The sequence below is a fragment of the Microbacterium oxydans genome, assembly GCF_000956525.1.
GTDB classification, from domain to species: domain Bacteria; phylum Actinomycetota; class Actinomycetes; order Actinomycetales; family Microbacteriaceae; genus Microbacterium; species Microbacterium oxydans_A.
Window position 1 is genome coordinate 269187 of sequence record NZ_JYIW01000025.1, and the last position, 16842, is coordinate 286028.

Here is a 16842-nt window from a genome sequence, read left to right on the forward strand (position 1 = left end):
CGTGACAGATCCGATGCGTCCGCTGCGATGGTTCCGCGAGTTCGGCAGACCGCCGCGCATCCTCGGTCTCGACATCGCCAGAGGGCTGGCGATCATCGGCATGGCCGGCGCCCACATCGGCGAGACCCCGACCTTCGACTGGACCGACATCGCCACCTGGACCGACCTCGTCCACGGGCGCTCGTCGATCCTGTTCGCCGTGCTCGCCGGCGTCTCGATCGCGCTCATGACAGGACGCAGCGCGCTTCCGGATCGCGAGCGCATCCCCGGCATCCGACTGCAGCTGATCGGTCGGGGCGCCGTCATCTTCGTCATCGGCCTCGGCCTCGAGATGCTGAACACCCCGATCGCCGTCATCCTCACGCTCTACGGCCTGCTGTACGTCGCGGTCATCCCGTTCCTCCGGTGGCGACCCTGGCAGCTGTTGATCGCCGCGGCGGTGCTCGCCCTGGTCGGCCCCGCACTGCTCGCGCTGCTCGGCGCAGTGACGCTGCACCCCTACGGAGCAGGCGTGATCTTCGTGCTCTACGGCAGCTACCCGATCACCGCGTGGATGGCCTTCGTGCTCGGCGGGATGGCGCTCGGCCGCCTGCACGTGGAGCGGGTCAGCACGGCTGCGGTCGCGCTGGGCGCCGGCGTCGTCCTGGCGGTGTCCGGCTACGGGCTCGGCGCGGTCGGACAGGCAGCCGGGCTCGGGGGGTCAGCCGATGCCGGCACCGGTGCGTCGTTCAGCGGCTGGGACTCCTACCCGCAGGCGCTCGCCGCCACCGATCCGCTGGGTTCGGCGCTCGACGCGATCTTCGCTGTCGACCCGCACAGCGGAGGCACGGCGGAGATCATCGGCTCCGGCGGCTTCGCCCTCGCCGTGATCGCGCTCTGCGTGCTGCTGAGCCGTCCGCTGCGCTGGCCGCTCCTCCCGTTCGGAGCGCTCGGCTCCATGCCGCTCACGGCATACACGGCCCATGTGATCGTGATCGTCCTGGTGTCCGGACCTGCCGGGTTCGTCACGAGCAACGCGTTCTGGGGCGTCATGATCGTGGGCCTCCTGGTCGCCACCACGCTCTGGTCGATGTGCATCGGGCGGGGGCCGCTCGAACGCCTCGTCGGTGCGGGGGCGAAGGCGATGGCCTCGGTCCCGAAGCCGATGTCCGCGCCCGGTCCTAGGCTGGATCCATGACCATTCCTGCAGTCGAACTCAACGACGGAAACTCCATCCCCCAGCTGGGCTACGGCGTCTTCAAGGTGCCGGCCGACGAGACCGAGCGCACCGTGAGCCAGGCGCTGGAGATCGGCTACCGCCACATCGACACCGCCGCGATCTACGGCAACGAAGCGGGCGTCGGCGCGGCGATCGCGTCGTCCGGCATCCCGCGCGACGAGCTGTTCATCACGACCAAGCTCTGGAACGACCGCCACCACGGCGGAGAGCCGCGCGCGGCGATCGGCGAGAGCCTCGACAAGCTCGGCCTCGACCGGGTCGACCTGTACCTCGTGCACTGGCCGACCCCGGCGAAGGACGACTACGTGCATGCGTTCGCCAAGCTCATCGAGCTGCGCGACGCCGGGCTGACCCGCAGCATCGGCGTCTCGAACTTCCTGGTGCCGCACCTCGAGCGCGTCGTCAGCGAGACGGGTGTCACGCCGGCGATCAACCAGATCGAGCTGCACCCGGCGTACCAGCAGCGCGATGTCGTGGCCTGGGCCACCGATCACGGCGTGCGCATCGAGTCCTGGGGTCCGCTCGGCCAGGGCAAGTACGACCTCTTCGGCACGCCGGCGGTCGCCGATGCGGCCGCGGCGCACGGCGTCACGCCGGCGCAGGCCGTGCTGCGCTGGCACCTGCAGAAGGGCATCATCGTCTTCCCGAAGTCGGTGCGCGCCGAGCGTCTGCGCGAGAACCTCGACGTCTTCGGCTTCACGCTGACCGATGCCGAGATCGCCGCGATCGACGCCCTCGACCCGCTCGACGGCTCCGGCCGCGTGGGTTCGCACCCCGACGATGTGAACTGACGCCGAGCCGCATCGCTCACATGACGCCCCGTGTCGCTCGCCGCGACACGGGGCGTCGTCGTGAGTACGTTCGAGGCATGACAGCTCGTTACCGCGTCGTCGCCGTGTCCGGTTCCCTGCACGAACCGAGCAAGACCACCGCCCTCGTCCGTGCCATCGCGGCCGCCGTGTCCGAGCGCGCCGAGGTCGACGTGGAGGTCATCGAGCTCACCGACATCGGTCCCCAGCTCTCCGGCGCACTCCGCCGTGATCAGCTGCCTGCGGCGATCGAGGACAAGCTCCGGGCCATCGAGACCGCCGACCTGCTGATCGTCGGCAGCCCGGTGTACCGCGCCTCGTTCACCGGCCTGTTCAAGCACCTGTTCGACTTCGTCGGGCAGTACGAGCTCGTCGGCAAGCCGGTGCTGCTGGCCGCGACCGGTGGCGGCGAACGGCATGCGCTCATCATCGAGCACCAGCTGCGTCCGCTGTTCTCGTTCTTCCAGGCGTTGACGCTTCCGCTCGGCGTCTACGCCAGCGACACCGACTTCGACGGCTACGTGATCGAGTCCGAGGTGCTGCACGCGCGCATCGCGCTCGCCGCAGAGCGCGCGCTGCCGCTGGTCGGCTACGCGGCATCCCGGCCGGTCGAGCTGCTGGTCGGCTGAGTCAAGCCCCCTGCTCGGTGCCTCGATCGCGCGTAGCGTGATGGCATGACCAATCGGCTCGCCGACACGCTCAGCCCCTACCTCCGCGCCCACGCCGAGAACCCGGTGGACTGGTACCCCTGGGGTGCCGAGGCCTTCGAGGAGGCACGTCGGCGCGACGTGCCGCTGCTGATCTCGATCGGCTACTCGACCTGTCACTGGTGCCACGTGATGGCTCGGGAATCGTTCGCCGACGCCGAGACGGCAGCGATCATCAACGCCGGATTCGTCGCCGTGAAGGTGGATCGCGAGGAGCACCCGGACGTCGATGGCGCCTACATGGCGGCGGCGTCGGCGTTCACCCAGAACCTCGGCTGGCCGCTGACCGTGTTCGCGACCCCGCGGGGTCGCACGTTCTATGCCGGCACGTACTGGCCCCCGGTGGCGCGCGCTCCGCTGCCGTCGTTCCGTGAGGTGCTGGCCGCGGTCGGTGAGGCCTGGACCGTTCGGCGGGATCAGGCCGAGGAGTCGGCAGATGCCGTGTCCGATGCGCTCGCCCGTGCGGCGGAGTCGGCGCCGAGCGAGCTGCCGACGGCGTCGGCCATCGCCGAAGCGGCCGGATCGATCGTGGCACGCGAGGACGCGCAGTTCGGCGGATACGGCGGGGCTCCGAAGTTCCCGGTCGCGACGACCCTGCGGTTCCTGCAGAGTCCGCTGGTGCGACGGACGGCACCGGATGCCGCCGCGTCGGCGCGCCGCGCTTTCGCCGCGATGGCCGGCTCCGCGCTGTACGACGAGCTCGAGGGCGGGTTCTTCCGGTATGCGACGCAGCGCGACTGGACGGTGCCCCACTACGAGCGGATGCTGACCGACAACGCGCAGCTGCTGGAGGTCGCGGTCGACGAGCGCGACCTCGACACGGCGCGGGGCACTGCGGCGTTCCTGCTGGCGGTGCTGCAGCGAGACGGCGGTGGGTTCGGTGCCGCGCAGGACTCGGAGTCGTGGATCGACGGAGCGAGAAGCGAGGGCGGCTACTACCTGCTGTCGACGGCGGAGCGCGCCGACCTGGAACCGCCAGCGGTCGACGGCAAGATCATCACGGCATGGAACGGGCTCGCCATCGGTGCACTGGCGCGGGCCGGCGCGGCGCTGGGGGTATCGAGCTGGGTGGACGCGGCCGCATCCGCCGCCGAGACGGTCGTTCGGGTCAATCGCGATGCTGCCGGCGCGCTCGTCCGATCCTCGTTGGACGGCACCGGGTCGACAGCGATCGCGACGTCCGCCGACCTCGGCCTGCTGGCCGATGGACTGTTCGCGCTGGCTGTCGCGACCGGTGACGCGGCATGGGCGACGACGGCGCTCGGGATCCTCGACCAGGCACTCGAGGGCGACCGTATCGATCCGCTGTTGGCCGAGCGCGGCATCGCCGCCTCGCCGGACCAGACCGACGGTGACCTGCCCTCCGGGGCGGCCGCGGTGGCTGCCGCCGCGCTCACCGCCTGGCGCCTCGGGGCGGGGGAGCGCTACCGCGAGGCCGCGGTGCAGGCCGTCGGCCGCTTCGCGACCCGTGCGCTCGAGCAGCCCTTCGCCCATGGCAGCCTGCTGCGCGTGGCTGCGGGGCTCGTGGAGCCGCCCCGTCAGATCGTGGTGGTGACGGATGCTCCGTCCGGTGCGCTCGCGGCCGAGGCCAGACGGGCGGATGCCGATGTGGTCGCCGTGGTCACGGCCGCACAGGCCAGGGCTTTCACGGCTGCTGGCTTCGAGCTGTTCGAGGGCAAGGCCGACGCTCCGGAGCTCGCGTTCGACTGCCGCTCCTTCGTGTGCAGACTGCCGACGAGCGACCCGGCTGAGGTCGCGGCAGCGCGCTGAGTCCTCGCTGTGCAATCTGTCCAGTGAAAGCGCGCATGTCGTCGGCTGTCTGCGCGCAATGCGCAGCTTGCTGTGCACCGATTGCTCAGCTGGCGGCATCCGGTCTAGTGTGACGCGACAGCAGGTGGTCCGTCGGGGCCGCCGCACGATCGCAGCAAGGATGCTCTGACGAAATGCCCCTCCCCACCCGCGCCGGCCTCGATGCCGTTCCGACCTACCGGCAGGGGCGCTCAGCGCCGGCCGGTGCCTCCAAGCTCTCCTCGAACGAGTCTCCGCATCCGCCGCTCCCCGCCGTGATCGCGGCGGTGGGGGAGCGCCTGGCCACGATTCACCGCTATCCCGACATGAGCGCCACCGTCCTGCGCGACGTGCTCGCCGAGCGATACCGCGTCGACCCGGCGCAGGTGACGGTCGGCGCCGGCTCGGTCGAGCTCGCCGCGCAGCTGATCCACGCGGTGGCCGGCGACGGCGACGAGGTCATGTTCGCGTGGCGGTCGTTCGAGGCGTACCCCTCGCTCGTGCGGATCGCCGGGGCGACGCCGGTCGCGGTGCCGCTGACCGAGACGCACACGCACGACCTCGATGCGATGCTCGCGGCGATCACCCCGCGCACGAGGCTGATCTTCGTGTGCAACCCGAACAACCCGACCGGCACCGTCGTCGGCGCCGCTGAACTCGAACGTTTCGTGGCGGCTGTGCCCCACGATGTGCTCGTCGTGATCGACGAGGCCTACGTGCACTTCGACCGCACGGAGTACTTCGACCGCGACCGGCACCAGGGTGCCGGCATCGAGCTGTTCCACCGGCACCCGCACGTCGCCGTGCTCCACACGTTCTCGAAGGCGTACGGCCTCGCCGGCCTTCGTATCGGCTACGCGCTCGCCCCGACCGAGGTCGCCGAGAACCAGCGCAAGGTCGCGGTGCCGTTCGGCGTCACCGATCTGGCGCAGACCGCCGCACTGGCATCGCTCGATTCTGAGCGCGAACTGGCGGTGCGCATCGACGAGGTCGTGCAGCAGCGCGATCGGCTGCACGCGCTGCTCATCGCGGCCGGCTGGCCGGCGGTCGCCTCGCAGGCGAACTTCGTCTGGGTGCCGGCCGCCGAGCGGACCGACGAACTCGAGACGCTGCTCCGTGAGGGCGGCGTGATCACAAGGGCGTTCCCGGGCGATGGCGTGCGCATCTCATCCGGCTCCGCCGACGACGTCGATCGGGTCGCGGCCGCCCTCGCGGCATCCGCTCGGACATTCCATGCATCTGCTCCCGAGGAGGCGGTCGTATGACCGAGGTACCCACCACGACCACGACGACCAAGGGACTGCACCCCGGACTCACCCGTCGCCAGATCTCGATGATGGGACTCGGCGGCGCGATCGGCGCCGGGCTGTTCGTCGGCTCAGGGCAGGCGATCGGCCTCGCGGGTCCTGCCGTGCTGATCTCGTATCTCGTGGCCGGCGCGATCGTCATCCTGGTGATGGCGATGCTCGCCGAGATGGTCGCGGCACGACCGAGCTCCGGCGCCTTCAGCTCGTACGCGCAGAAGGCGATGGGACGCAGCGCCGGCAGCGCGGTCGGCTGGCTCTACTGGATCCAGCTCGTCGTCGTGATCGCGGCCGAGGCGACCGGCGCCGCCGGCATCATCGCCGGGTGGGTGCCAGGCATCCCCGCCTGGGCGTGGGTGCTGATCTTCGTCGTCGCGCTGACGGCTGTGAACCTGTTCGGGGTGAGCAACTACGGTCGCTTCGAGTTCTGGTTCGCCGCGATCAAGGTCGTCGCGATCATCGCCTTCCTGGTGGTCGGCGTGTGCGCGATCATCGGGCTGATCCCCGGTGTGCCTGCCAGCGGCATCGGCAACCTCGTCGACAACGGCGGCTTCGCCCCGAACGGCATGACCGGTATCGCGGCGGCACTGCTCATCGTGGTGTTCGCGTTCGGCGGCACCGAGGTCGTCGCGATCGCGGCTGCCGAGTCCGACGATCCGGCCCGCAACATCCGTCGCATCGTCCGCGAGGTGCTCGTGCGCATCCTGGTCTTCTACATCGGCTCGATCTTCGTGATCGTGGCGGTGCTGCCGTGGAACGACCCCGCGGTGCTCGATGGCCCGTTCTCCGCGGTGCTCGCGACGATCCGGGTGCCAGGCGTCGATCTGGTGATGTCGCTGATCGTCGTGATCGCCTTGCTGTCGGCGATGAACGCGAACATCTACGGCGCCTCGCGGATGGTGTTCTCGCTCGGCGAGCGCGGCCTCGCGCCGCAGGCCATCACGCGGACGAGCCTGAAGGGGGTGCCGTACGTCGCCGTGCTCGCCTCGGTGTCGTTCGGATTCGTGACGGTCGGTCTGAACTGGGCCTTCCCCGATGTCGTGCTCCCCGCGCTGCTGAACGTGGTCGGCTCGACGCTGCTCGTCATCTGGACGGCGACCGCGCTCGCGCAGATCATCCTGCGTCGCCGAGCCGATCGAGACGGCATCGACCTGCCGATGCGCATGTGGGGCTTCCCCTGGCTGTCGTGGCTCTGCCTGGTGCTGCTCGGCGGCGTCATCGCGCTCGCGATGATCGATCCTGCCGCTCGCGTGCAGCTGCTGCTGACCCTCGGACTCACGGCGGTGCTGCTGCTCGTGGCGAGGGCGACGCGGGGGATCGCGCAGCCCGGCGTGGTCAGGGAGTAGTCGGCCGATGCACATCGATCGCCTCGACGCGCAGCTCATCCGTCTGCTGACGGAGTCGCCGCAGCTGCCGATCCTGGAATGCGCGCGGCGGCTCGGGATCGCCCGCGGCACCGCGACCAGCAGGCTCGCGCGGCTCCATGAGGGCGGCGTGATCGAGGCGATCGTGCCGCGCATCGATCCGAGCGGCTTCGGCTACGGCGTCGTGGCGTTCTGCCTCGTCGAGATCGACCAGAAGGTCGGTCACGACGAGGTGGCCACGGCGCTCGCGGATGCCGTGCCCGAGATCGTCGACATGCACACCGTCACGGGCGCCAGCGACATGCAGCTGCGGCTCGTCGCGCGCGATGCCACGCAGTTGCAGGAGGTGCTCGACCGCGTGGCGATTGTGCCGGGCGTCGCCCGCACCGCATCGTCGATCGCGATGCGCACGCATCTGTCCGGGCGGGTGCTGCCACTGGTGGAGCACGTCGCGGGCGACGCGGCGGAGTAGCTGCTGCTCGGGCTCGGCTCGCTCAGACCCAGCCAGGCAGCCAGTTGTGCAGTCGCCAGAACTCGTACGGCACGCTCATGCCGATCCACAGCGGGTAGAAGAACGCAGAGACCAGCAGCACGAACCCCAGGATGATCAGCACCGTGCGCTCGCCCGCCTGTCGTCGGTGCAGCGGATCGTCCCGTCGCCCGGCGATCGTGCGCAGTGCGACGGCGAGCGCCAGCACGAGGAACGGCACCATCGCGACCGTGTAGAACTGGAAGATCGTGCGCTCGGGGAACATCAGCCACGGCAGATAGGTGGCGGCGAGACCGACCAGCGGCACGCTCACCGCCGGGCCGACCGGAGTCCGCAGCACCCAGCCGCGCACCAGCAGCACCACCAGGAACACGGATGCCGCGACGCCGCCGTACCAGATGAGAGGGTTGGGCACTGCCGTGATCACGGCGATGCAGTGGTCGACCCCGCATCCCTTCGGATCACTGCCGACCCACACGGCGGTCGGGCGCAGCAGGAACGGCCATTCCCACGCCGGGCTCGCGTAGGGGTGGCCGCGGTTCAAACCGACGTGGAAGCCGAGCATCGACTGGTGGTACTTCCAGAGCGCGACCAGGGGGTTCGCGTCGCTGTCGCGGTCGTAGCCACCAGCGGTGACGAACCAGCCGGTCCAGCTGATCAGGTACGTCGCGAGCGCAGGGAAGACCAGCAGGAGGAATGAGATCGGTCCCTGTCGGAAGGCGGCATCGGACGGCCAGAGGATGACGCCGCGTCGACGCCGGGCGAGCGCATCCGTCACCACGACGTACAGGCCGAAGGCGGCGAGGACGTACAGCCCCGACCACTTCACGGCGCAGGCGCCGCCGAGGGCGATGCCGGCGGCGATCAGCCACGGTCGGCGCCAGAGCACCGGGCCCCAGAGGACGTCTGGAGCGTCGGGATCGCGGCGTTCGAGGAGCGGGATGGTGCGTCGTCGGTCGAGCAGGATGCAGAGCACGCCCAGCAGCACGAAGAAGGTGAGGATGCCGTCGAGCAGTGCGATCCTGCTCATCACGATGCTCAGGCCGTCGACGGCGAGGAGCGTGCCGGCCACGGTCGCGAACGCCAGGGAGCCGGTCAGCAGCCGGGCGATCAGGAACACGAGCAGCACGGACGCGGTACCGAGCAGCGCCGTCGCCAGCCGCCAGCCCACACTGTCGTCCGGACCGCCGATCGCCATGCCGAGTGCGATCAGCCACTTGCCGAGCGGCGGGTGCACGATGAACGAGCCCTCGTGCGACAGGGGCAGGTCGCGCAGCGTGATGAACGCCTCGTTCGCGCCCTCGCCCCAGGTGCCCTCGTAGCCGAGCGTCCAGAGCGACCAGGCGTCCTTGACGTAGTAGGTCTCGTCGAAGGCCAGCTGGTGCGGATGCCCGACGTTCACCAGGCGCAGCACGCCGGCGAGCGCGGTGATCAGCAGCGGGGCGAGCCAGCTCAGCAGGCGGTTCGATCGCGGGTTCAGCAGCATCCGATCGCGCAGCTGCCCGTAGCGCGTCAGCCGCGACTCGGGCGGGGGCAGCAGGGGTGCGGGCGCGGTCACCGGTCCAGCCTAGACAACCCGCGGAATCGACCCGCATTTCAACCCGCATAAGCTGAGCGGGTGATCATCCTCGCAGCCACACCGATCGGCAATCTCGGCGACGCATCTCGCCGTCTGATCGAGGTCCTCGAGAATGCCGAGATCGTCGTCGCGGAAGACACCCGCACCACGCAGAAGCTCCTGGGAGCACTGCAGATCGCGAACCGCCCGCGCCTGATCGCGCTGCACGACCACAACGAGAAGCAGAAGGCGAGTGAGCTCGCGGCGCTCGCCGCCGAGCACGACGTGATCGTGATGAGCGACGCCGGCATGCCCACCGTCAGCGACCCCGGCTACGGACTCGTGGCGGAGGCCGTCGCCCAGGGGGTCACGGTGACCGCGATCCCCGGGCCGAGCGCGGTGCTCATGGCGCTCGCGATCTCCGGGCTCCCGACCGACCGTTTCACGTTCGAGGGCTTCCTGCCGCGCAAGCCGGGGGAGCGCCGCACGACGCTGCGCGCCCTCGCCGCCGAGCCGCGCACCATGGTCTTCTTCGAGTCGCCCGCTCGCCTCGCCTCAGCGCTCGCCGATATGGGGGCGGCATTCGGCGATGCGCGACGGATCGCGGTCTGCCGCGAGCTCACGAAGTTCTACGAGGAGGTGCGTCGCGGGACTGCCTCCGAGCTCGTCGCGTGGGCGAAGGACGGCGTGAAGGGCGAGATCGTGGTCGTGGTCGAGGGCGCTCCGCACCGGGAGTCGTCGCCCGAGGATGCGCTCTCGCAGGTGCAGACGCTCGTCGCCGACGGCATCCGCCTGAAGGACGCATGCACCGAGGTGGCGGCCGCGACCGGACTCTCGTCCCGCGATCTGTATCAGGCTGCGCTGGCCGCCCGCTCGCGCTGATGCCGTCATTGCAGAACCTCGGAGATCTGCCAGATCTCGGATCCAGGGCCTGCTGCACGTCCGAAGTTCCGCAGATCTCCGAAGCCCGGACGCGGGACTGATCATCCGATCGCCCGGGTACCCTGGTGCACACACCGGAGGGAGATCGAGCGTGACCAAGAGGGCGACCGTCTACGACGTCGCGGACCGCGCCGCCGTCTCGATCGCGACGGTGTCGCGCGTGCTGCGCTCGCCGGATGCCGTGCGACCGGCCACCCGGGAACGGGTGATGGATGCCGTGTCCGAACTCGGCTACGTGCCCAGCGGCAGCGCGCGTGGGCTCGCCGAGCGGCGCACCGGCGTGCTTGGACTGTACTTCCCCGGATTCGACGCCTCGGAGGACGCTCCGCCGCTCGACGTGCTGGGCGAGGAGCACGCTTCGATGCCGCCGTTCACGATGGCGCGGGATGCCGCAGACCCGGCAGCGCATCCGACCCTGCTGTTCCTCGACGAGGTGCTGCGCGGTGCCGAGCTGGAGGCCTGGAAGCAGGGATTCGTGCTCATGATCGGTGTCGGGCGCGATGATCCCTCACGGTCGACGGTGCGCGACATGGCCGGCCGGGTCGACGGGCTCATCGTCCTTGCGCAGAGCGTGCCCGATGACGTGCTGGCGCGGCTGGCGCAGCGCATCCCCGTCGTCGTGCTCTCAGGGCCGTCACGCGGAGACGACTACGACCACGTGACCGTCAGCAACACCGAGGCGATGGCGGAGCTCACCCGCCTCGTGCTGGCGCAGGCCGACCACACTCGCATCGCATTCCTGGCGGGCCCGACGGATTCGCCGGACGGCGCACAGCGCTGGGACGGGTTCGCCGCGGCGGTCACCGATGCCGGTATCGCGCTCGACGACGTGACCGTGGTCCGTGGTGACTTCACCAGGGCGTCCGGCCGCGAGGCTGCGGAGTCGCTGATCGCCGCGGGGCCACCGTCCGCACTCGTCGCCGCGAACGATCAGATGGCGCTCGGCGCGCTCGATGCCTTCCGCTCAGCGGGGCTGCGGGTGCCGGAGGACGTGCTCATCACCGGCTTCGACGGGCTCGAGGCCGCAGCGCTGTCGACCCCGCCGCTGACGACGGTGCGACAGCCGATGATCGACCTCGGCCGCGCGGCGGTGCAGCTGCTCGGCCGTCGTCTCGAGCGACCGGATGCGGAGCCGGCCACGGTTCGACTGCCGCTCCAGATCCTGCTCAGGGAGAGCTCGCAGCGATCCGGCTGAGCACCACTTTGGCACCGTTCCCATGCCAGTGACTGACTGGGAATGCGCCGCCTGGGCCCGTGTCAAGGGGTTGCAGAGCAGAAATGTATGCGCTTACAATCGCTCATGCGGCACGCGCCGCAGGGCGTTCCGATCGCGTAGCGCCCTTCATGACACAGACGACATGAGGTGGCAGAGTGTCGAAGACGCACATGCTCCGACGCTGGCGCAGAGCCGCGATCGTGGGGTTGGCGGCCGCGGCCGTCGTGCTCAGTGGATGCAGCATCCAGATCACATCGCAGCCCGATCCATCGATCGGCGCCGACACGATGCTGATCAACGCCGATAAGGGCAACCCGTTCTTCACGCGGAACTTCAACCCGTATCTCACCAACACGCGCACGGCGTCGCGGTGGATCTACGAGCCGCTGATCCTGGTCAACCCGCTCGACGGCACGCTCAACCCGTGGCTTGCCTCCGACTGGTCACAACCAGACGCCCGCACGATCGTCATGACGATCCGCGACGGCGTGCAGTGGAGCGACGGCGAGGACATGACCGCTGACGACGTGGCCTTCACGTTCCAGCTCCTCAAGGACAACCCCTCGCTCGACATCAAGGGCGCGTGGCAGCACCTCGAGAGCGTGGAGACCGACGGCAGCGACGTCATCCTGCATCTGCAGACGGATGACGCCCCCTCGCTCTCGATCCTCGGCCAGACGATGATCGTCGCCGAGCACACGTGGAAAGACGTCAAGGACCCCGGCACGTTCCGCAACGAGCAGCCGGTCGGCACCGGGCCCTTCGTGCTCGGCAACTACAACGACCAGCAGTACTCGATGGACAAGAACCCCGACTACTGGCAGGCCGACAAGATCCAGGTCGAGCACATCATCCTGCCCTCGACCAACTCGCAGCTCGACACCGTGAGCCGCGGCTACGACTGGGCGTACTCGTTCATCTCCGATGTCGAGGGCACCTGGGGCGCGGCGAGCGACCACAACGCCTGGTGGTTCCCGCCGGGCGGCGTGATCGCCCTGATGCCGAACCTCGAGGTCGCGCCGTTCGACGACGTGAACGTGCGCCGCGGCATCGCGCTCTCCCTCGACCGCGAGGAGATCGCCGAGACGGCATCCGAGGGCTACATGAAGCCGGCAGGACAGACCGGCCTCATCCTCCCGAACCAGGAGGAGTACCTCGACCCGAGCATCCCCGATCAGGGCATGATCACGCAGGACACGGATGCCGCGCTCGCGGCGTTCGGCGAAGCGGGATACACCCTGCAGGGCGATCGTCTCGTCGGCGCCGACGGCAAGCAGCTCGAGTTCGCGCTGACCACCGCCAACGGCTTCACGGACTGGACGAGAGCGGCGCAGACCGTGCAGAGCCAGCTCGCCGCTGTCGGCGTCAAGGTCACGCTGAAGCTCCCGCAGCCTGCCGGCTACCAGAGCGCCATCAGCAACGGCGACTTCGAGATGGCGATCGGTGGCATGGGCAACGGCGACGTGTACCAGGCGTACAACAACCTGCTCTCGAGCGAGTTCTACGTGCCATCCGGAGAGGCGACCGCGAACAACTTCGAGCGGTACCGGTCCGACGAGGTCGACGCGCTGCTCGCGGAGTACCGCGAGACCGTCGACACCGCCCGTCAGATGGAGATCGTCAAAGAGCTGCAGGGCATCGTCTACGACGACCTGCCAGTGATCGGTCTCTACTACGGCGGGATCTGGGGTCTGTTCAGCGACGCCAAGTTCACCGGATGGCCGAGTGAGGAAGACCCGTACATGATCCCGCAGAACTACGACTCCGCCCCGCTGATGATCTTCACGCGGCTCGAGCGAGTGAAGGGAGAGGGCAAGTGAAGTACCTCCTCCAGAAGCTCGGCCTGTTCGTGCTCACACTGTGGGCCGCGATCACGCTGAACTTCTTCCTCCCTCGTCTGATGCCCGGCTCGCCGGCTGATGCCGCGATCGCGAAGCTGTCGCAGAACGGTCCGGTCTCCGACGCGACGCGTGCCGCGATCGAGGCGCAGCTCGGCGTGCCGACCGGCTCGCTCTGGGACCAGTACGTGACCTACCTCGGTCAGGTCGCCAGACTCGATTTCGGCGTCTCGTACACCTTCTATCCGCAGAGTGTGTCGAGCATGGTCTCGACCGCGTTGCCGTACACGATCGGCCTCGTCGGCATCGTCACGATCCTCGCGTTCGTGATCGGCACCCTGATCGGTGTCGCAGCCGCCTGGCGCCGCGGAACCTGGCTCGACTCGCTGCCGACGCTGACGGGCTCGTTCCTCAGCACGTTCCCGTACTTCTGGACCGCACTGCTGCTGCTCTTCTTCTTCGGCTACGTGCTCCACTGGTTCCCGACGACCGGCGCCTACGCCGCGACGACGACCCCCGGCTTCACCTGGGAGTTCATCGGCGACCTCGCGCAGCATGCGGTGCTCCCGGCGCTCACGATCCTGCTGACCTCGCTCGGCGGGTGGATCATCGGCATGCGCAACGCCATGATCAACACCCTCGGTGAGGACTACGTGACCTTCGCCGAGGCGAACGGTCTGCACGGTCGCACGATCGCCCTGCGGTACGCGGCGCGCAACGCGATCCTGCCGAACCTCACCGGCTTCGGGCTCACGCTCGGCGGCGTGGTCGGCGGATCGATCCTCGTCGAGCAGGTGTTCGGCTACCCAGGCATCGGGTACCTGCTCTTCAACGCCGTGATCGGTCAGGACTATCCGCTCATGCAGGCGCTCTTCCTGATGATCACCGTGAGCGTGCTCATCGCCAACTTCCTCGTCGACATCTTGTATGGCGCACTGGACCCAAGGACCCGCCGATGACCTCCACCATGAACGTCAAGATCCCCGCAGAGCGCATCGCCGCTCCCAGCCCGTGGCGCGCGTTCGGCCGCATGGTCGGCACGCTGTGGTCGAACGGCAAGGCCCGACTCGGCCTCTGCATCCTCGGCCTGTTCGTCATCGTCGCGGTGTTCGCGCCGCTGATCGCGCCATACGGTGCGAAGGACAACAGCTTCGAGCGCAACGCAGACGCGTCGTGGGCGCACTGGCTCGGCACCACCGCCGCAGGTGAGGATGTGCTCAGCCAGCTCATCTACGGTGCGCAGGTCAGCCTGCTGGTCGGCATGGCTGCCGGGCTCCTGTCGACGATCGTCGCGGTCCTGATCGGACTCAGCTGGGGATACATGCGCGGTTTCGCGGGCGAGGTGGTCGGCTTCATCGTCAACCTCTTCCTGGTGATCCCCGGCCTCCCGCTCATGATCGTGATCGCTGCGTACCTGCAGAACGGCGGCATCCTGATGATCATCGCGGTCATCGTGGTGACCGGCTGGGCGTGGGGGGCTCGCGTGCTGCGCAGCCAGACCCAGTCCCTGCGCGGCAACGACTTCGTGACCTCGGCGCAGTTCTCCGGCGACAGCAGGGCGCGGATCGTCTTCCGCGAGATCCTGCCGAACATGACCTCGATCATCGCCGGCACGCTCTTCGGTGCGGCCACCGCGGCGATCCTGGCTGAGGCCGGCCTCGAGTTCCTCGGACTCGGCGACTCCAGCATCGTCAGCTGGGGCACGATGCTCTACTGGGCGCAGAACTCCAACTCGCTGCTCACCGGACAGTGGTTGCTGCTGTTCGCCCCCGGTCTCTGCATCGCGCTGCTGGCGCTGAGCCTGACACTGATCAACTTCGGCGTGGACGGGATCTCCAATCCGCGCCTTCGTGAAGGGAAGGGCCGATGAACGCCATGAACGCGACGAACGCGAATGATGGCCTCCCCGAGGACGACGTGCTCCTGCAGGTCGACTCCCTGTCGGTGGAGTACGCCTCGCCCGGCGCCACTGCGGCGACGGCCGTCGACACCGTGTCCTTCACGCTCCGCCGTGGCGAGTTCGTCGGCCTGGTCGGCGAGTCCGGTTCGGGCAAGTCGACGCTCGGCTTCGCTCTCACCAGGCTGCAGAAGCCGCCGGCTCGCATCAGCGGCGGACGCATCCTGTTCGGCGGCCGCGACATCCGCGAGCTCGACGCGGAGGAGCTCCGCCGTCAGCGCCAGGGTGGCTTCGCGATGGTGCTGCAGTCCGGCATGAACGCGCTCAACCCGGTCCGCACGGTCGGCAACCACTTCCGCGACATCTTCGCGGCGCACGGACATGTGCCGAAGGACGCCCGCGACGCCAGGGCCCGCGACCTGGTCGGCAAGGTCGGACTCGACGCCGCAGTGCTGTCGCGTTACCCGGGTGAACTCTCCGGTGGCATGCGTCAGCGCGTCTCGATCGCGTTGGCGCTGTCGCTCGAGCCGCAGCTGATGGTGTTCGACGAGCCGACCACGGCGCTCGACGTGCTCGTGCAGCACGCCGTGATGGACACGATCAAGGACCTGCAGCGCGCCGAACACTTCACCGCGATCCTGATCAGCCATGACCTCGGCATCGTGCTCGAAGCCACGGATCGCGTGATGGTGATGCACGAGGGGCGCATCGTCGAAGATGCCAAGAGCATCGACATCCTGGAGCGACCGCAGGACGAGTACACGCGGATGCTGCTGAGCCATTACGCCGATCCGCGCGCCGAGTCGATCTCGATCCCCGGATTCGTCGACCTCGGCACGCGTCGCCGCGAGGGACGGTCGCGCACCGACGTCACCGAGACCATGCCGACCGTCTCGCAGCGCGACACCCGCAGGGCGGATGCCGCGATCGTGGTCGAGGGGGTCTCCAAGCGCTACCCGGCGCCGCGTCGGGGCGAGCAGCCGGTCACGGCGGTCGACGACGTGTCGTTCCGTCTGGAGCCCGGCGAGGCGCTCGCGCTGGTGGGAGCATCCGGCTCGGGCAAGTCGACCATCGCGAAGCTCATCACGGGTGTCGAGAAGCCGACCGAGGGCTCCGTGCACTTCGGCGATGTCGACGTCGCGACGCTGCGTCGCGCGGGTCTCCGTGACCTGCGCAAGGACGTGCAGATGGTGTTCCAGGATCCCTATGCGGCCCTGAACCCACTGCACACGGTCGAGTACGCGCTCAGCCGTCCGGTGCGCAACTACACGAAGCTGCGCGGCCAGGAGGCGAGGGCTCGTGTGCTCGAGCTCCTCGAGACGGTCGGCCTGACCCCGGTCGAGCAGTTCGCGGCGAAGCTGCCCCACCAGCTCTCCGGCGGGCAGCGTCAGCGCGTGGTCATCGCCCGCGCGCTGGCGAGCGATCCGCAGGTGCTGATCGCCGACGAGCCGGTGTCGATGCTCGATGTCTCGCTGCGCGCCGGTGTGCTGGCGCTGCTCGAGGATCTGCGCGAACGATGGGGCATCAGCATGCTCTACATCACGCACGACCTGCTGAGCGCGCGGCTGGTCACCGAGAACATCCTGGTCCTCAACAGCGGCCGTGTCGTGGAGCGCGGACCGACGTCCGAGGTGCTGCAGCACCCCGAGGATCCGTACACCGTCCAGCTGCTGGATGCCGTGCCGAATCCTGCCCGAATCCGATAGAACA

General features: G+C 69.0%; 14 protein-coding genes. 13 read left to right on the forward strand and 1 reads right to left on the reverse strand.

All coding sequences use genetic code 11. From position 1 onward, the window contains the following. The first annotated feature begins 1 nt into the window (after position 1). The 7 genes from RS83_RS11640 to RS83_RS11670 all read left to right on the forward strand — a co-directional run bounded on the left by RS83_RS11640 (position 2) and on the right by RS83_RS11670 (position 7663). Complete coding sequence (locus tag RS83_RS11640; protein WP_231587775.1) at positions 2-1177, forward strand: heparan-alpha-glucosaminide N-acetyltransferase domain-containing protein; 1176 nt, start codon at positions 2-4, stop codon at positions 1175-1177. Then, positions 1174-2010 carry an aldo/keto reductase gene (locus tag RS83_RS11645; RefSeq protein WP_045279677.1) on the forward strand — a complete coding sequence of 279 codons (837 nt, stop codon included), beginning with the start codon at positions 1174-1176 and terminating at the stop codon, positions 2008-2010. Before RS83_RS11640 ends, RS83_RS11645 begins: the two co-directional genes overlap by 4 nt. A gap of 77 nt (positions 2011-2087) precedes the next feature. Continuing rightward, a complete protein-coding gene (gene msuE, locus RS83_RS11650) occupies positions 2088-2657 on the forward strand; it encodes an FMN reductase (RefSeq protein WP_045279678.1) in 570 nt (189 codons plus the stop codon). A 45-nt stretch (positions 2658-2702) separates the two neighbouring features. Further along, positions 2703-4505 carry a thioredoxin domain-containing protein gene (locus RS83_RS11655; protein WP_045279679.1) on the forward strand — a complete coding sequence of 601 codons (1803 nt, stop codon included), beginning with the start codon at positions 2703-2705 and terminating at the stop codon, positions 4503-4505. Between the two features lie 173 nt (positions 4506-4678). Beyond that, positions 4679-5788, forward strand: a complete 1110-nt coding sequence (gene hisC, locus RS83_RS11660; RefSeq protein ID WP_045279680.1) for a histidinol-phosphate transaminase — start codon at positions 4679-4681, stop codon at positions 5786-5788. Continuing rightward, positions 5785-7173 carry an amino acid permease gene (locus RS83_RS11665; protein WP_045279681.1) on the forward strand — a complete coding sequence of 463 codons (1389 nt, stop codon included), beginning with the start codon at positions 5785-5787 and terminating at the stop codon, positions 7171-7173. Before hisC ends, RS83_RS11665 begins: the two co-directional genes overlap by 4 nt. A 7-nt stretch (positions 7174-7180) precedes the next feature. Then, the gene (locus RS83_RS11670; RefSeq protein WP_045279682.1) at positions 7181-7663 is read left to right on the forward strand and encodes an Lrp/AsnC family transcriptional regulator; all 483 of its coding nucleotides are present in this window, start codon (positions 7181-7183) and stop codon (positions 7661-7663) included. A 22-nt stretch (positions 7664-7685) separates the two neighbouring features. Here RS83_RS11670 and RS83_RS11675 read toward each other — a convergent pair whose 3' ends face one another. After that, a complete protein-coding gene (locus tag RS83_RS11675; RefSeq protein WP_045279683.1) occupies positions 7686-9239 on the reverse strand; it encodes a dolichyl-phosphate-mannose--protein mannosyltransferase in 1554 nt (517 codons plus the stop codon). 60 nt (positions 9240-9299) lie between these two features. On the opposite strand from RS83_RS11675, the gene rsmI reads away from it, so the two are divergent. The 6 genes from rsmI to RS83_RS11705 all read left to right on the forward strand — a co-directional run bounded on the left by rsmI (position 9300) and on the right by RS83_RS11705 (position 16838). Beyond that, entirely contained in the window at positions 9300-10121 is an 822-nt protein-coding gene (gene rsmI / locus RS83_RS11680; RefSeq protein WP_045279684.1) for a 16S rRNA (cytidine(1402)-2'-O)-methyltransferase, read from the forward strand. A gap of 151 nt (positions 10122-10272) precedes the next feature. After that, positions 10273-11376, forward strand: a complete 1104-nt coding sequence (locus RS83_RS11685) for a LacI family DNA-binding transcriptional regulator (RefSeq protein ID WP_045279685.1) — start codon at positions 10273-10275, stop codon at positions 11374-11376. A 191-nt stretch (positions 11377-11567) separates the two neighbouring features. Further along, complete coding sequence (locus RS83_RS11690; protein ID WP_045279862.1) at positions 11568-13217, forward strand: ABC transporter substrate-binding protein; 1650 nt, start codon at positions 11568-11570, stop codon at positions 13215-13217. Continuing rightward, on the forward strand, positions 13214-14194 hold the full coding sequence (locus RS83_RS11695; RefSeq protein WP_045279686.1) for an ABC transporter permease: 981 nt from the start codon (positions 13214-13216) through the stop codon (positions 14192-14194). Before RS83_RS11690 ends, RS83_RS11695 begins: the two co-directional genes overlap by 4 nt. Continuing rightward, on the forward strand, positions 14191-15105 hold the full coding sequence (locus tag RS83_RS11700) for an ABC transporter permease (protein WP_045279687.1): 915 nt from the start codon (positions 14191-14193) through the stop codon (positions 15103-15105). Before RS83_RS11695 ends, RS83_RS11700 begins: the two co-directional genes overlap by 4 nt. Beyond that, on the forward strand, positions 15102-16838 hold the full coding sequence (locus RS83_RS11705; protein WP_052679092.1) for an ABC transporter ATP-binding protein: 1737 nt from the start codon (positions 15102-15104) through the stop codon (positions 16836-16838). Before RS83_RS11700 ends, RS83_RS11705 begins: the two co-directional genes overlap by 4 nt. Positions 16839-16842: the final 4 nt, after the last annotated feature.

What these genes read in the sequence shown, in the direction of transcription:
- RS83_RS11665 (WP_045279681.1), top strand. Translation starts at nt 5,785, where the DNA reads ATGACCGAGGTACCCACCACGACCACGACGACCAAGGGACTGCACCCC.
- RS83_RS11655 (WP_045279679.1), top strand. Translation starts at nt 2,703, where the DNA reads ATGACCAATCGGCTCGCCGACACGCTCAGCCCCTACCTCCGCGCCCAC.
- msuE (WP_045279678.1), top strand. Translation starts at nt 2,088, where the DNA reads ATGACAGCTCGTTACCGCGTCGTCGCCGTGTCCGGTTCCCTGCACGAA.
- RS83_RS11690 (WP_045279862.1), top strand. Translation starts at nt 11,568, where the DNA reads ATGCTCCGACGCTGGCGCAGAGCCGCGATCGTGGGGTTGGCGGCCGCG.
- RS83_RS11705 (WP_052679092.1), top strand. Translation starts at nt 15,102, where the DNA reads ATGAACGCCATGAACGCGACGAACGCGAATGATGGCCTCCCCGAGGAC.
- hisC (WP_045279680.1), top strand. Translation starts at nt 4,679, where the DNA reads ATGCCCCTCCCCACCCGCGCCGGCCTCGATGCCGTTCCGACCTACCGG.
- RS83_RS11645 (WP_045279677.1), top strand. Translation starts at nt 1,174, where the DNA reads ATGACCATTCCTGCAGTCGAACTCAACGACGGAAACTCCATCCCCCAG.
- RS83_RS11700 (WP_045279687.1), top strand. Translation starts at nt 14,191, where the DNA reads ATGACCTCCACCATGAACGTCAAGATCCCCGCAGAGCGCATCGCCGCT.
- RS83_RS11670 (WP_045279682.1), top strand. Translation starts at nt 7,181, where the DNA reads ATGCACATCGATCGCCTCGACGCGCAGCTCATCCGTCTGCTGACGGAG.